Source organism: Caballeronia humi, from assembly GCF_001544475.1.
In the GTDB taxonomy this organism is placed as follows: Bacteria; Pseudomonadota; Gammaproteobacteria; order Burkholderiales; family Burkholderiaceae; genus Caballeronia; species Caballeronia humi.
On the sequence record NZ_FCNW02000004.1, the window covers coordinates 205,959 to 220,336 of the forward strand.

Below are 14,378 nucleotides of genomic sequence, written 5' to 3' on the forward strand. Positions count from 1 at the left end.
CAGGGATGCCACGGCGTGTGAGTGCATCCTAGAAAGCGAAGCTGCCAATTCGGCTACAGCAATTTTTCCGCGCGTTACGGGGTTACATTCCTGAAATGCGCGATGACGAATGCACGGAGTCGCGCTGTGCGGACGAAATTATTCGTAGCAATCGTCAGGTCAACCGAAACGACCCGCGCCCGATGCAGGCAGATGTACGATTGAAGGCGTAAGCACCGAGTCAGCAAAACCAAAACCCGCACACGCTGCAACGCACCATCGCCCTACAACCGCGAGGAGACACGTCGTGCAACCCACATCCCACCGCTCACCGCCCTCACCCGCGCCACTGCAGCAAACCATCAAGCCCCGCTTCTGGCCCGAAGGCTGGTGGAAATTGATGGAATATCGCATCGGCATCATTCCTTTGCCGGTCTACGTGATCCTGCTCGCGCTGATCACGGGCTTCGCCGTTACCGGCAAGGTGCCCGGGGAAATCTCGATGGCGATCGCCGTGCTCGCCTTCTTCGGCTTCACGTGCGCGGAGATCGGCAAGCGTATTCCGATCGTGCGCAATATTGGCGCCGCCGCCATCTTCGCGACCTTCATTCCGTCGGCGCTGACCTACTATCACCTGCTGCCCAAGCCAATCCTCACGCTCACCACCGACTTCACGAAGTCGACGAATTTCCTGTACCTGTTCATCGCGTCGATCATCGTCGGCAGCATCTTGAGCATGGACCGGCGCGTGCTGATTCAGGGCTTCATCAAGATCTTCGTGCCCCTCGCGCTCGGCTCGGTGGCGGCGGCGATCGTCGGTACGCTGGTCGGCGGGGCGCTCGGGCTCGGGATGTATCACACGTTCTTCTATATCGTCGTGCCGATCATGGCGGGCGGTATTGGCGAGGGCGCGATCCCGCTGTCCGTGGGGTACTCGGAGATCCTGCATTTGCAACAGGGCGAGCTGTTCGCCGAGGTCTTGCCGCCGGTGATGCTCGGCAGCCTCACCGCGATCATCTTCGCGGGCTTGCTCGACCGAGTCGGCAAGCGCTTTCCTCATCTGACAGGCGAAGGCCGTCTGCAAGTCGGCGAGGAAGACGAAATGGACCCGGTGCAGGAAGAGATTCGCGGCCACGTCGATGTCTCGCACATCGCGGCCGCGGGCATCACCGCGATTACGCTGTATCTGCTCGGTCTGATGTGCCGCAATCTGTTCGGGCTGCCCGCGCCGGTCGCGATGCTGTTTCTCGCGGTGCTCGTCAAGCTTGCGCGTGCGGTATCGCCGCCGCTGCAGGAAGGCGCGTTCGTCGTCTACAAGTTCTTCTCGACGGCGGTCACCTATCCGCTGCTGTTCGCGATCGGCGTCGCGATGACGCCATGGGACAAGTTGATGGCTGCGTTCACGCTCGCCAACATCGTGACGATCGTCGCGACTGTAGCAACGCTGATGGGCACGGGCTTTTTGACGGGCCGCATGCTGAAGATGTACCCGATCGATACGGCCATCGTCAACGCCTGCCACAGCGGCCAGGGCGGCACGGGCGACGTCGCCATATTGACGGCGGCCAATCGCATGCAACTCATGCCGTTTGCGCAGATTGCGACGCGTATCGGTGGCGCGATCGTCGTCACGTTGACGTTGATCGTGCTCGCGCACATCCGGTGACGCTCAAGCGCGTGCTTTCTTCGCGAAGTACTCGGTCGCCATGTGCCTGAAAGCGGTGACAGCAGGATTGTCCTGATCGGAACGCCAGGCCATGCTCATTTCGGCCTGGACCGAATTGCCGGCGATCATTCTGAATTCGACATTGTCGTAATGGAACCGTTGCGCCGAGGCCGGCAGAATCCCGATGCCGAGCCCCGCGCGAATCAGCGACAAAATCGTAGGCGTCTGGTCGATGTATTGAGCGACGTTGAGCGTCACGCTCCCGGTCGCGAGCATGCCCATGATCCGGTCGTAAAAGTACTTGCCGTGAGTGGGCGAATGCATGATGAAGGGCTGATTGTCCAGTTGCTTGAGTTCGATCTGCTCGTGGCGGCAGAGCGCATGTCCCTTGGGAAGCGCGACGATCAGCGGTTCTTCATCGACCAGTAGAAATTCGAGGTTCTGTCTCGAAGGCAACGGGCGGAGAAAGCCCAAGTCGATGGCGTTCGCGGAGAACGCTTCGATCTGCGCCACGGAGATCAGTTCGAGCAGCACGACGTCGATGTCGGGCAACACGTCCGTAGCTGCGACGAGCAGCTCCGGAATGAGCTCGTAACCGGCCGCGCCCGTGAAGCCGATCCGGACGCGCCCCGTCTTCCCCTTGCTCGCGCGCCGGACCGTGCTTTCCGCCTGCTCGGCGAGGCTGAGCAGGCGCGTTGCATCTGCGAGGAAGACGCGCCCTTCCGTCGTCAGTCTCACTGTACGGCCGATGCGTTCGAACAGCTTCACGCCCAGGCTGTCTTCGAGCAAATGGATTTGCCGGCTCAACGGCGGCTGCGTCATGTTTAGCAGCGCCGCAGCACGCCTGAAATTCGATTCGGTCGCGGCAGCGACGAAGCAACGCACTTGTCCGAGATCAAGCATTCTTGAGGGCCGGGAAGGAAAGAGTCGACGGTCATTATAAGGTTGGCTCCTTCCGTTCTCGCCCCATCACGTCGTGAGACTGCCCTCGGGCCTCTGTCCCGCCAAGGCCTGCGCAAGACTCGCCAGCACCATTTCGCCCATCGCGGTACGCGATTCCTCGGTAGCGCTCGCGCGATGCGCCTGCAGAACCACACGATCCATGTCGAAGAGCGCTTCAGGGACGTTCGGCTCGTCGACGAACACGTCGAGCCCAGCGCCTGCAATGACGCCGTTGGACAACGCTTCCACCAGATCGCTTTCCACCACCAGTTTCCCGCGCGCGATGTTCACGAGATAGCCGTCCTTGCCCAGCGCGTCGAGCACGGCGGCATTCACGATGCCTTCCGCTTTGTCGGCAGCGGCGGCAAGCACGAGGATGTCGCAACCGCGCGCGAGCGAAATCAGGTCGCCGACGAATTCATGCGGCAAGTCCTCCATGCGGCGCAAGTCCGTATAGGAAACGGGGCAACCAAATGCCGAAGCGCGCTGCGCAATCGCGCGCCCGACCTTGCCCATGCCGACGATCCCGACACGCTTTCCGCTAAAACGGCGCGACAGCGGCAACGCGCCCGGATGCGAATTCTTCTGCCAATTGCCCGTCTTCACGAATTCGTTGCCCGGGCAGATTTGACGGCACGCAGCGAGGATCAACCCGATCGCGAGGTCCGCTACGTCCTCGGTCAATGCGCCGAACGTGGCGGTGACCGGAATGCCGCGTTCGCGTGCGAAAGCGAGATCGACAGCATCCGTTCCCACGCCATTGACTGCGATCACTTGCAACGCAGGCAAGCGTTCGATCATGTCGTTCGAAATGCCGGTATGTCCGCCGGTTATCACGCCTTTGATCGATGCACCGTGTTCGCGGATATACGCATCCTTATCGTCCTTTTCGAACAGGCGATGCATGGTGTAGAGCTCGCCCAGCTTGTCGTTGATAGCGGGGACGAGGATCGGATTCAGTTGCAAGATGCTGGGTTTCAATTCGGACGCTCCCTGTTGATTGGCGATTTCGCGGATGAGCTGCGCGCACCTTCAAACGCATGCATGCTGTCTCAATGTCGGCGGATGATCGGCGTTTTCGCCGGGTACGTCCAATCCCAAAACGCTATCAGTTGATATACGGATCGATGGACAGATCTGCCGGCCTCAATCGATTCAATCCGGGAATCAGGTAATAGCAACAAAAGATTGGACGCGAAATATCCCGATCGCCACAATCAAGGCGTCGGAATGAGGATTTACGCGATCGGCGAATAGAAAACCGATCATCGGCAAAGCCCTTTCCAAATAAAAAACAAAAAAATCCTTTCCAATTAAATCGGAGACAACAGCGTGAAATTCCACCGCATCACTTCCCTATTCCTGTCGGTTCTTGGTCAACCTGCTGCGACGCGCTGAACAAATCCAGCGCGATTCATCCAGGCTGCGCCACCACGGCGCAGCATTGCTGAAGCCGGAACATCGGGAGGAATTCAAATGAATAATGCCGACGGTATTGTCACGTCCGCCGAAGCGCAACCCGTCACGGAGAAACGCACCAGTTATCGCTGGGTGGTGATGGGACTGATTTTTTGCATCTGGGCGATCGCCTGCGCCGACCGCGCCAACTTCGGCATCGCCCTGCCTTACTTGAAGAAGGAATACGGCATTACCAACACGCAAGCCGGCCTGATCGTCAGCCTGTTCTCGTTTGCATACGGCTTCGTGCAGATTCCGGTCGGCCTGATTTACAAGCGGCTCAGCGAGAAGACGACCGGCTTCCTGTTCGCTATCTTCATGATCTTCACGTCGATCTTCACCGGCCTGATGGGCACGACGTCATCCGTCTTTCTTTTGCAGGCCTACCGCGTCGGCTTGGGCTTGTCGGAAGGGCCGCTTGGGATCGGCTGCACGAACGTGATCAACCGCTGGTTTCCCGCGCGCGAGAAAGGCACGGCGACCGGCTTGTGGATCGCTGCATCGAAGCTCGGTCCGCTGATCGTGCCGTCGGTATGCATCCTCGTGATCGAGCTGTGGGGATGGCGGGAGATCTTTTACGTCTTCGCGATACCCGGCATCCTGCTCGCGATCGTCTGGATGGTGATGGTGACGAATTCACCCAGCGAGAACCGTTTCTGCTCGCCCGCTGAGCGGCGCTACATCCTCGACGAGACAGCGGCTAACGGCATCGAGAGAAAATCCGCGCGGGCCGATGACGTTGCGCGCATGCCCTATCTCGACACGTTCAATCGCACGAAGCGCGTGCCGCAACTCGATACGATCGGACAGGTCTTCCGCTCGTGGAATATCTTCGGAGTCGCGCTCGGCTATGGCTGCATGATTGGCATCAGCAACATCTTCATGTCGTGGATTCCGACTTACCTCGTCACGGTCAAGGGCTTCACCTCCGTAAAAATGGGCTTCCTGGCGTCGGCGCCGTTCATTGGCGCAGTGGCCGGAAACATGCTCGGCGGCATCATCTCGGACCGCCTGCTCGGCGGACGCCGCAAGCCGATGATGATGCTGGGCGCCCTCGGCACCGTCGTCATGATGGTGCTGCTGATCGATGCGCCGGACAGCGTCGCGTATCTCGGCGTGACGCTCGTGATGTCGGGGCTCATGCTGGGTATCGGCTTCGCGGGATACTCCGCGTATCCGATGGGGCTCGCGACCAAATCGACGTATCCGACGGCATTCGGTATCGTCAATTGCCTGGGTCAGATCGGCGGCGCGTGCGCACCGCTGGCGGTGGGCATCTTGCTGGATCGCTATAGCTGGACCAGTGTGTTCCTCTATATGGTCGGGACGTCTTTGTTGTGTCTCGTGCTGCTGCTCACGGTTGTCGAGCCGATTGCGCTGCGGGATGAGGGCGCGAAAGCGCGGGGACGATGACTGCCAGCGATCTACTCGCGCACACTCCGCGCCAACGATCGCAAGAGCCCCGCGCCGTCCCCACTCCACGCACTGCCATGCATGCAGGCGAGCGTCGTCGGGTCGAGTTCGGCGAGTCGTTCGAACATGGCATCGGCGTTACGCGTGTGCGAGAAATAATCCATGCTGCGTCGAAACGCTTCGCTCGGCCCGAGAATGTCCGATGTCGTGAGCGCCGGAAGGTTCGCGCCGGGCTGCGTGAACAGGTCGCCGCAAAGGAGCGTGCGGGTTCGCTCTTCCATCAGGAAGCCGCATTCCCACGCATGCGGCAAGTGCGGCGTGTCGATCCATCGCACGGTGTGACGTCCGAGGCTGATGCTCTCCCCGTCTGCCAGTGCGACCGGTGCACGATCCGCCAGATCGTTGATGGAAACCATTGCCGCAACGGTCCCGCATAACGGCGCCGCGTCCGGCGCCACCGCCAGCCACTCGTTGAGCGATCCGCACTCGTCCGCCTCGACGTGCGAAAACGCGATATGCCGCAACCGCTCCGGCGCGATGACGCTCGACAACGCCTCGCGCACGAGAGAAAACATCTTGCGCGGGCCGGTGTGAAACAGGAGTGGCTCGTCGTCGACGATCAGATACTGGTTGAACGAGAAGCCGCCCGCGTCGCCGGGAATGATGAACGGCGTATTGATGCGATACAAGCCGTCGGCAATTTCCTCGACGTTCGTACCCGATTGCGGATTGGTGATGCCCATGTGCCCCTCCTGCGTATCTGCTTTCACCTCGCGTTCACGCGCCGCGAAGCTTCTGCACCCCTGCCCGAGCGTAAGAAAAGCGCCATACGTGTTGCGTATTCTGCGCTTCCTGTTCTTCCTTTGCATTCACGGCGACCGCTCAGCCGCATTGACGAAGTCGATGAACACGCGCAGCGGCGCCGGAACGTGCCGTCGGCCGGGATAGTAGAGGAACGGCCCCGGGAAGGTCTGCCACCACGGCATGAGGATCGGCTCCAGCGCGCCGCTCTGCAGATGCGGCGCAAGCATGCCTTCGAACAGATGAATGATGCCGACGCCCGCCACAGCCGCACTGACCGCGAGGTCCACGGCCGCGCCCGGCCGAACCCGCAGCGGGCCGGCAGGATCGAGCCGGACCGTTTCACCGTCGCGCTCGAAATTCCACGTCGGAGTAGCACCGCCCGCGAACTGGCCGCGCAGGCAGGCGTGATCGAGCAACTCACGCGGATGCGTCGGCCGGCCGTGCGCGTCGAGATAGTCGGGCGAGGCGGCGGTGGCGAAGCGCTGCACGCGCGGGCCGATCGGAACGGCGATCATGTCCTGCTCGAGCCGCTCGTCGTAGCGGATGCCGGCATCGCAACCTATCGATAGCACGTCCACGAAGCCGTCTTCCACCACGACCTCCACGCGGATGTCCGGATACGCCTTCAGGAACGGCGCGAGAATGTCGGGCAGTACGATCCGCGCGGCGCTCGACGGCACGTTGAGTTTGAGCGTACCGGTGGGCTTTTCGCGGAAGCCGTTCAGAACGTCGAGCGCGGCTTCCATCTCGCCCATGAGCGGAGCGAGCTTGTCGATGAGCCGCTGACCCGCTTCGGTGGGCGCCACGCTACGCGTCGTGCGGTTGAGCAAACGCAATCCGAGCCGCGTTTCCAGGCGGCGCACGGCCGTGCTCAGGCTTGACGCGGACACGCCGCTCGAACGCGCCGCATCGCGAAAGCCGCCGGCGCGTGCGACCGAAGCGAATGCCGCCAGATCGTTGAAGTCCATGATCACTGTGCATTTTTTTGAACGACCCGTGCAATCTAGGACGGATTATCGAACAACGCAAGGTGCTTCATACTCGGCTTCAACGTTCACACACATGAGAGAGAACACATGTCCTTACATCAACCCTTCTCGTTCGCCGGCCGCCAGGTTGCCCGCATGGGCTACGGCGCGATGCAACTCGCAGGTCCGGGCGTGTTCGGGCCGCCGAAAGACCGCGCCGCCGCAATCGCCGTGCTGCGCCGCGCGGTGGAAGCCGGCGTGAATCACATCGATACGAGCGATTTCTACGGCCCTCACGTCACCAATCAGGTCATTCGCGAGGCGCTGCATCCGTATCCGGACGATCTGCTCATCGTGACGAAAGTGGGCGCCGTGCGCGACGCGAGCGGCGGGTGGCTCCCCGCGATGGAACCGGCGGACATCGAGCGAAGCGTCCACGACAACCTGCGCAACCTGGGCCTCGATGCGATCGACGTCGTCAACATGCGCATGATGGGCGACGTTCACAGCCCGAGCGAGGCGCCGGTCGAAGCGCAAATCACCGCACTCGCTGAATTGAAGCGTAAAGGGCTCGTGAAGCACATCGGGCTGAGCAACGCGACGCGCGCACAGATCGACGAGGCGCGCGGCATCGACGAGATCGTGTGCGTGCAGAATCACTACAATCTCGTGCATCGCGAGGACGGAGAACTCGTCGATCATCTCGCGCGCGAAGGCATCGCGTATGTGCCGTTCTTTCCGCTCGGCGGCTTCACGCCGATCCAGTCCGGCGCGCTCTCGGATATCGCAAAAGAACTCGACGCCACGCCGATGCAGGTCGCGCTCGCGTGGCTGTTGTATCGATCGCCGAATCTTCTGCTGATTCCGGGAACGTCGTCGGTCGCGCATCTGGAGGAGAACCTGAGCGCGGCGGAACTGACCCTCGCCCCCGACGTGCTCGCTCGCCTCGATGCGCTGGCCGCCTAAAAGATGAAGCCTGTGTTGACGAATTTCGACTGGTGATCGGTGACGATCGCATCGAGCAGCGTCTTGCTCTCGTCGGTCTGCTTGGCGGCGACCATCGAGCGGATCGAGAACGCCCTCAGCGCATCCGTGACCGAGAGCGTGCCTTCCGCCGAGTCCTTGCGGCCGGCGAACGGAAACACGTCGGGGCCGCGCTGGCACTGACAGTTCAGGTTGACGCGGCACACCTGGTTCACGAGCGGATCGACGAGCGCGCCGATCTGCGCAGGATCAGTGCCGAAAATGCTGACCTGCTGGCCGTGGTCCGACGTGATCACGTACTGCAACGCAGTCTCGACATCGTCGAACGGCGTGATCGGGATGATCGGCCCGAACTGCTCCTCGCGATACAGCTTCATGCCTTCCTGCACCGGATACACAACCGCGGGATAGAAGAGCGTCTTGCAGAACACGCCGCCGCCTTCGTTGACGACACTCGCACCTTTCGCCTTCGCATCATCGATCGCTTCGGTCATGTAGGCCGTGCGATGCATGCCCGGCAGCGGCGTGATCGACACGCCCTTCTCCCACGGCATGCCGACCTTCATCTTCGTCAACTCCGCCGTGAAGCGCTCGATGAACACATCGACGATCGAGCGATGCACCATCAGCATCTTGAGCGCCGTGCAGCGCTGCCCGTTGAACGACAGCGCGCCTAACAGACACTCCTTCACCGCAAGCCCGATATCGGCATCGGGCAGGATGATCGCGGCGTTCTTCGCGTCGAGGCCGAGGATCGCGCGCAGTCGATGAGACTTCGGATGCTGCTTCTTCAAATGGTCCGCGACCTTGCTCGATCCGATCAGCGCGAGCACGTCGATCTTGCCCGACGCGAGCATGTGCGGCACGACCACCGCCCCCGGCGCATAGATCGTATTGATGACGCCTTTAGGGAACGCCTCGCGAAACGCTGCCAGCAGCGGATAAAAGAGCAGCGTGCCGTATTGCGGCGGCTTGAACACCACCGTGTTGCCCATCAGCAGCGCCGGAATCAGCGTGGCGAAGGTCTCGTTGAGCGGATAGTTGTACGGCCCCATGCACAGCACGACGCCGAGCGGCGTGCGCCGGATCTGCCCGATCGTGCCCTCCGCGATCGTGAAGCGCGAATTGCTGTTGTCCTGCTCCTTGAGCGCTTCGATCGTGTCCTGCATATAACTGACGGTGCGGTCGAACTCCTTCGTCGAATCGGCTAGACTCTTGCCGATCTCCCACATGATCAGGTTCACGATCTGCGAGCGCTCCGCGACCATGCGCCGGATGAAGTCCTGCATGCACGCGATGCGCTGCCCGACCGTCATCGTCGGCCAGGCACCGCGGCCGTGATCATAGGCGCGCACGGCGGCGTCGAGTGCGGCGTCGCTTTCCGTTTCGCCCATCACCGGATAGCTGCCGATCGCGACCTGCTCGACGTCGCCCGACGCCTCGCGCACGCAGACCGGCGAGAGCACGGTCTTGCAGGCGCCGTCCCAGGGCCGCAGTTCGCCATCGACGAGCGAGACGCGTTGATGGATCGGCGCGGCGAGGCGCGCGTCCTCGGGGATCTCGCCGATAGTGGGAAAGAGTTGCTGCAGATTTTCGGAGGTCATGTGCGGCATGGCGTTGTCCTCATGGTCACACGTTACGTTCGGCTGTAGCGAGCGGCACGTCGGCTGCGTCACGAAGGTCGTCCAGATCGCGGCCGCGTGTCTCGGGCGTGTAGTAAGTCGTCACGACGCCGATGAAGCTCAGGATCGCGACATACGCAGCAAGCGGAATCCACGCGAGAACGCGGCCTTCGGCGCCGCCCCAGTGCGTGGTCGCCCAGGCGATGATCGACGCGCCGATCAACGGCGCCACCCCGCCCGCGATGACCGCCGATACTTCACGTCCCACCGCGACGCCGGCGTAGCGGTGCTGCGCGCCGAAGAGTTCGGGCAAGAGCGCGCCTTGCGTCGCGAACATGCCCCAGACACCCGCGAGCGCGACGCAGAGCATTGCAATGCTGGCGGTCGCGTTGCCCTGGCTCAGTATCCACCAGGTCGGAAAGGCCAGCAACAACTGGTAAATCGCAAACGCGCGATAGACGGGGATGCGTCCGTAGCGGTCGCTCAGCCAGCCGGTGAGCGGAATGATGACTGCGCCCGATGCACCGGCAAGCAACAACGCGACCGGCCCGATCGGTCCCTTGAGGCCGGTGGCCGTCACCATGTAGCTGATCGCGAGCGACTGATAGATCGACGAACCGCCGTTCTCGGCCATGCGCATGCCGATGACTTTCAAGAGGGTCGGCTTCGAATGGCGGATCAGGTGCTTGAGCGGACTGTCGTTGACTTGATGGCGCGCTTCGAGCTTCGTGAACGACGGCGATTCCTTGAGCTTCAGCCGAATCCAGATCGCCACGCCGATGATCACGACGCTCAACAGGAACGGCACGCGCCACAGCCAGCTTTGCGAGATGTCCTCGACCCGCACGAGCGCGAAGTAGATCGCCGCTGCCATCACCGTGCCGAGCAGCACGCCCATGAAGGGCAGCGCGGCGAAGTAGCCGCGTCGCTTCGCTGGCGCGTATTCGGCCATCAGCACGGCGGCTCCGGCCTGTTCCGCGCCCGCGCCGAGTCCCTGCAGCAGACGGCAGCCGACGAGCAGGATCGGTGCCCAGATCCCGGCGGTTGCGTACGTCGGCAAGAGGCCGATCAAGGTGCTCGCGACGCCCATCAAGAGGATCGTCGCCATCAGGACGAACTTGCGTCCGTAGCGATCACCGAGCGTGCCGAAGATGATGCCGCCCACCGGCCGGATCGCGAAGCCCAGAAAATACGCGCCGAAGCTCGCAATGAGGCCCATGCTCGGATCGCTCGACGGGAAGAACAGCGGCCCGAAGATCAGCGCCGACGCGAGGTTGTACAGCGCGAAATCGTAGTATTCGAGTGCGCTGCCAAGCGATGCGGCCCAGGCGGCGCGGTACAGGTCCGAGGTCGTGACTTCCTGCTTGGCCGTCACGGGCTCCGGATGGGCGCCGTTCGGGGCGACCGCAATGGTTTGATGGTGTTTCATCTCGTCTCCTCCAAAAATGGATGCCGTGTGTCACGGCGCTTGGGGCGCGTCGTGCTCGTCTTGTCGCGAGCTGACGGGCCATCCTGCTACTGTTCGAACTAGCCGACGCGGGCGATCTCGTCGAGCAAAGCCTTGCTCATTGCGTCGATGGGCGCTTTCTTGCCCGTGTACAACTCGACCTGTCCGCAAAACTGATGCAGCAGCATCCGCGTTCCATCGATCGCGCGGCAACCGACAGCCGCTGCATCGCGTATCAGCTTCGTGCGCACGGGGATGAACGCGGCGTCCATCACGAAGAGATGCGGCGCCAGTTGTTCAGCGTTCAGCGGGTTGACGTCGGGCGCGCGGAAACCTGCTGCTGTCGCGTTGATCACACCATCGAATGCGTGCGGGTTGAAGTCGCTCAACGCGCCGCCGAAAGTGAGGCCAAAGTCGCGCGCCAGTTCCTCTCCGCGCGACGCCGTGCGATTGAACACGGTCACCTGCGCGCCTGCGCGTCGCACGCCCCAGGCGATCGCCCTTGCCGCTCCGCCCGCGCCGAGCAGCGCGATGCGGCGCCCTTCCAGCGACGTGACTTCTTCGAGCGCGCGCACGGCGCCCTCGCAATCCGTGTTGTAGCCGGTGAGCTTTCCGTCGCGGTTGTCGATCGTGTTGACCGCGCCGATCTCGCGCGCGGTGACATCGAGTGCGTCGAGGTGCGGCATGACGGCCTGCTTGTGCGGCATCGTGACGTTCAGTCCGCGAATGCCGAGCGTGCGCATCGCGTTGATCGCGCCGGCCGCATCCTCGATGCCGAAGCTGACGAACGTGTAGTCCACGCCGAGCGCGCGGTACGCCGCGTTGTGCACCTTGACGTTGAACGTGAACGGCTGGCCGGCGAGCGAGCCGCACAGGGCCGGAATCGAATGGGGCATGGTGCGCTATACCTTCGAGAGATCGAACGCGGAGATGGCTGCTTCGCCATCGAGCACGCGCAAGAGGTTGTCGGTCGCGAGTTCGGCCATCGCGCGGCGCGTCTCGTGCGTCGCCGATCCGATGTGCGGAAACGGCGTGACCCGCGCATGCGTGCGCAGCGGCGAATCCTGCGGGAGCGGCTCGATAGTGAACACGTCGAGGCCCGCCGCGCGCAAGTGGCCGCTATCGAGCGCGGCGAGGAGCGCGTCCTCATGCACGATCGCGCCGCGCGAACCGTTGACGAAGACCGCGCCCGGCTTCATCGATGCGAAAGCCTTGGCATCCATCAGGCCGCGGGTTTCGTCGGAGAGCGGCAGCGTCAGCGCGACGATGTCGGCGCGTTCGAGCACTTCGTCGAATGATGCGCGCACCGCGTACCCCGCGAGTCTGTCGGGCACCTGCACGTCGAACGGATCATGGAAGACCACCGGCATGTCGAACCCGAGCGCCGCGCGCCGGGCCACCGCCTGGCCGATGCGCCCGAAGCCGAGCACGCCGAGCGTCTTGCCGTGCACGTCCCAGCCGAACAGGTCCTCGCCGATGTTGCGCGTCCAGCGGCCGTTGCGTACATGATCCGACAGCTCGACGAGACGCCGCGACGCGGCCATGATCAACGCGAAGACGGTATCGGCGATGGTTTCCGTGAGGACGCCGGGTGTGTGGCAGAGCGCGATACCGCGCTGTTTGAGGTAGCCGAGATCGTAGTTGTCGACGCCGACCGAGATGCTCGAAATCACGCGCAGGTGAGGCGCGCGGGAGAGTTCTTCGGCGCCGAGTTTGAAGCTCGAACCGATCAGGCCGTCTGCGTCTTGCAGCGCTTCGCGAAAGCGCGGCAGGTCGTCGGCGCTGCGCGGATCGGCGACGGTGACGTCGTGCCACGTCCGGATGCGTTCGAGCAGGTCGTCGGGAAGCTTGCGAAAGACGACGACGTTCTTGCGGGCTGCGGGTGCTATCGACATGATGTGCTCCTGATATTCAACGCGGCGTAGTGCGCAGCGACGAAGGACCGCCTGTGAGGGCGATCCGCTGCCCCGTATCGCTTAAACGTCCACCGTTCACTGCAAAGAACGCAAGCTGCTTTTCGACGTTGTACTGCACGATCAGATGCTTGCTGTCCGCGCTGAACACGATGCCCTGCGACGCCTCGCCACCCGCCACCTCCGACATTTTCACCGCCTGTCCGTCGCGGATCGCGAAGAGCAGCACCTTGCCGCGCGCGTGACGTCCGGGGTTGTCGGGCGTCAGGTTCGAACCGTCCATCGACTGCACGCCGATCCATTTGCCATCGGGCGAGATCGCAACGCCTTCGGGCAGCGACGGCACCGTGATGTGCTGCACCGTGCGAAACGGCACGCGCGAGACGTCGATGAGCGTTACGGTATCGGCATCGCCCGCGAGCTTGCCCGCATAGGCCGGCAGCCCCGCGAGTCCGACATCGCTTACGACGGCCCACTTGCCGTCGCTTGAAACGTCGATCGTGTACGGCGCGACGCCGCTCGAAAGACGCGTGCCGCTGTCGGTGACGCGGCCGTCGGCGACGTTCAGAACCGCGACGCCCTGCTCGTCGCGCAATGCAACGAGCGCATGGGCGCCGTCGTGCGTGAAGCTCACGCCGGAGAGACGCTTCTGCGCGATCTTGAGCGTATCGACAATCGTCACCCGCGTTCCCTCGATGCCGAGCACGACGACACTGCCATCGACGCAGGTGACGAGCGCGATGCGTCCGGCGCGATCGATGGCGATGCCCTGCGGATGGCTGCCGATATCGAGCCGTGTGACGGCCGGCGGCGACGCTTGCATATCGACTACCTGTATGAACGCGTCCATCAGCAACTTCTTGGCGTCGTAGTCGTAGCGCGTCGGCGCGGCGACCAACGCAATGCTTGCGTCCGGCGTAATCGCGACGGCCTGTGGCGGGCCTTGAATAACGTTTTCGACTTCGACCTGAACCTTGACCTGTGGCGGGAAACGGCTCGCGTCGAGCAGCGTGAGCGTGTCGGGCTTGGGGTTGGCCGGATACGTGTCGCGGCCTTCGACGCGCTGGTATTTACCGTCGTTGCCTGAAACGATCCAGTCGGCGGCGTACGACGTGCAGGCCATGACGGCGATAGTCAAGCCGGCCAGCGCTTGTGTGCAGCGAAGTGAACGCATGTTTATGT

12 protein-coding genes are annotated in these 14,378 nt (G+C 62.8%); 3 read left to right on the forward strand and 9 right to left on the reverse strand.

The window, feature by feature from the left end; all coding sequences use genetic code 11:
- Positions 1-286 precede the first annotated feature (286 nt).
- Positions 287-1,645 (forward strand): 2-hydroxycarboxylate transporter family protein, encoded by a 1,359-nt coding sequence (locus AWB65_RS07235; RefSeq protein WP_374729733.1) that lies wholly within the window; start codon positions 287-289, stop codon positions 1,643-1,645.
- Positions 1,646-1,648: 3 nt separating this feature from the next.
- Here the strand turns inward: AWB65_RS07235 and AWB65_RS07240 are convergent, their stop codons facing one another.
- Together AWB65_RS07240 and AWB65_RS07245 are read right to left on the reverse strand one after the other, a co-directional pair.
- The gene (locus AWB65_RS07240; protein WP_087666491.1) at positions 1,649-2,548 is read right to left on the reverse strand and encodes a LysR family transcriptional regulator; all 900 of its coding nucleotides are present in this window, start codon (positions 2,546-2,548) and stop codon (positions 1,649-1,651) included.
- A gap of 66 nt (positions 2,549-2,614) precedes the next feature.
- The gene (locus tag AWB65_RS07245) at positions 2,615-3,568 is read right to left on the reverse strand and encodes a 2-hydroxyacid dehydrogenase (RefSeq protein ID WP_087666492.1); all 954 of its coding nucleotides are present in this window, start codon (positions 3,566-3,568) and stop codon (positions 2,615-2,617) included.
- 495 nt (positions 3,569-4,063) lie between these two features.
- Here AWB65_RS07245 and AWB65_RS07250 point away from each other — a divergent pair, with 495 nt between their 5' ends.
- Complete coding sequence (locus AWB65_RS07250) at positions 4,064-5,458, forward strand: MFS transporter (protein ID WP_087666493.1); 1,395 nt, start codon at positions 4,064-4,066, stop codon at positions 5,456-5,458.
- An 11-nt stretch (positions 5,459-5,469) separates the two neighbouring features.
- Here AWB65_RS07250 and AWB65_RS07255 read toward each other — a convergent pair whose 3' ends face one another.
- Complete coding sequence (locus tag AWB65_RS07255) at positions 5,470-6,201, reverse strand: oxygen-binding di-iron domain-containing protein (RefSeq protein ID WP_087666494.1); 732 nt, start codon at positions 6,199-6,201, stop codon at positions 5,470-5,472.
- Positions 6,202-6,327: 126 nt separating this feature from the next.
- On the reverse strand, positions 6,328-7,230 hold the full coding sequence (locus tag AWB65_RS07260; RefSeq protein ID WP_087666495.1) for a LysR family transcriptional regulator: 903 nt from the start codon (positions 7,228-7,230) through the stop codon (positions 6,328-6,330).
- Positions 7,231-7,338: 108 nt separating this feature from the next.
- On the opposite strand from AWB65_RS07260, the gene AWB65_RS07265 reads away from it, so the two are divergent.
- Positions 7,339-8,196, forward strand: coding sequence for an aldo/keto reductase family oxidoreductase (locus tag AWB65_RS07265; protein WP_087666496.1), 858 nt, complete (start codon positions 7,339-7,341; stop codon positions 8,194-8,196).
- Here AWB65_RS07265 and AWB65_RS07270 read toward each other — a convergent pair.
- From AWB65_RS07270 to AWB65_RS07290, 5 genes are all read right to left on the reverse strand, one after another.
- The gene (locus AWB65_RS07270; RefSeq protein ID WP_374729735.1) at positions 8,193-9,818 is read right to left on the reverse strand and encodes an NADP-dependent glyceraldehyde-3-phosphate dehydrogenase; all 1,626 of its coding nucleotides are present in this window, start codon (positions 9,816-9,818) and stop codon (positions 8,193-8,195) included. The genes AWB65_RS07265 and AWB65_RS07270 overlap by 4 nt on opposite strands.
- 25 nt (positions 9,819-9,843) lie before the next feature.
- Positions 9,844-11,265 (reverse strand): MFS transporter, encoded by a 1,422-nt coding sequence (locus tag AWB65_RS07275; RefSeq protein WP_235007534.1) that lies wholly within the window; start codon positions 11,263-11,265, stop codon positions 9,844-9,846.
- 98 nt (positions 11,266-11,363) lie between these two features.
- Positions 11,364-12,179, reverse strand: a complete 816-nt coding sequence (gene aroE / locus AWB65_RS07280) for a shikimate dehydrogenase (protein WP_087666498.1) — start codon at positions 12,177-12,179, stop codon at positions 11,364-11,366.
- A 6-nt stretch (positions 12,180-12,185) separates the two neighbouring features.
- Positions 12,186-13,178: a 2-hydroxyacid dehydrogenase gene (locus tag AWB65_RS07285; protein ID WP_087666499.1), complete on the reverse strand. Its 993-nt coding sequence runs from the start codon at positions 13,176-13,178 to the stop codon at positions 12,186-12,188.
- Positions 13,179-13,194: 16 nt separating this feature from the next.
- Positions 13,195-14,370, reverse strand: a complete 1,176-nt coding sequence (locus tag AWB65_RS07290; RefSeq protein ID WP_087666500.1) for a beta-propeller fold lactonase family protein — start codon at positions 14,368-14,370, stop codon at positions 13,195-13,197.
- Positions 14,371-14,378 lie beyond the last annotated feature (8 nt).

What these genes read in the sequence shown, in the direction of transcription:
- AWB65_RS07250 (WP_087666493.1), top strand. Translation starts at nt 4,064, where the DNA reads ATGAATAATGCCGACGGTATTGTCACGTCCGCCGAAGCGCAACCCGTC.
- AWB65_RS07265 (WP_087666496.1), top strand. Translation starts at nt 7,339, where the DNA reads ATGTCCTTACATCAACCCTTCTCGTTCGCCGGCCGCCAGGTTGCCCGC.
- AWB65_RS07255 (WP_087666494.1), bottom strand. Translation starts at nt 6,201, where the DNA reads ATGGGCATCACCAATCCGCAATCGGGTACGAACGTCGAGGAAATTGCC.
- AWB65_RS07285 (WP_087666499.1), bottom strand. Translation starts at nt 13,178, where the DNA reads ATGTCGATAGCACCCGCAGCCCGCAAGAACGTCGTCGTCTTTCGCAAG.
- AWB65_RS07275 (WP_235007534.1), bottom strand. Translation starts at nt 11,265, where the DNA reads ATGAAACACCATCAAACCATTGCGGTCGCCCCGAACGGCGCCCATCCG.
- AWB65_RS07260 (WP_087666495.1), bottom strand. Translation starts at nt 7,230, where the DNA reads ATGGACTTCAACGATCTGGCGGCATTCGCTTCGGTCGCACGCGCCGGC.
- aroE (WP_087666498.1), bottom strand. Translation starts at nt 12,179, where the DNA reads ATGCCCCATTCGATTCCGGCCCTGTGCGGCTCGCTCGCCGGCCAGCCG.
- AWB65_RS07240 (WP_087666491.1), bottom strand. Translation starts at nt 2,548, where the DNA reads ATGCTTGATCTCGGACAAGTGCGTTGCTTCGTCGCTGCCGCGACCGAA.
- AWB65_RS07270 (WP_374729735.1), bottom strand. Translation starts at nt 9,818, where the DNA reads ATGACCTCCGAAAATCTGCAGCAACTCTTTCCCACTATCGGCGAGATC.
- AWB65_RS07290 (WP_087666500.1), bottom strand. Translation starts at nt 14,370, where the DNA reads ATGCGTTCACTTCGCTGCACACAAGCGCTGGCCGGCTTGACTATCGCC.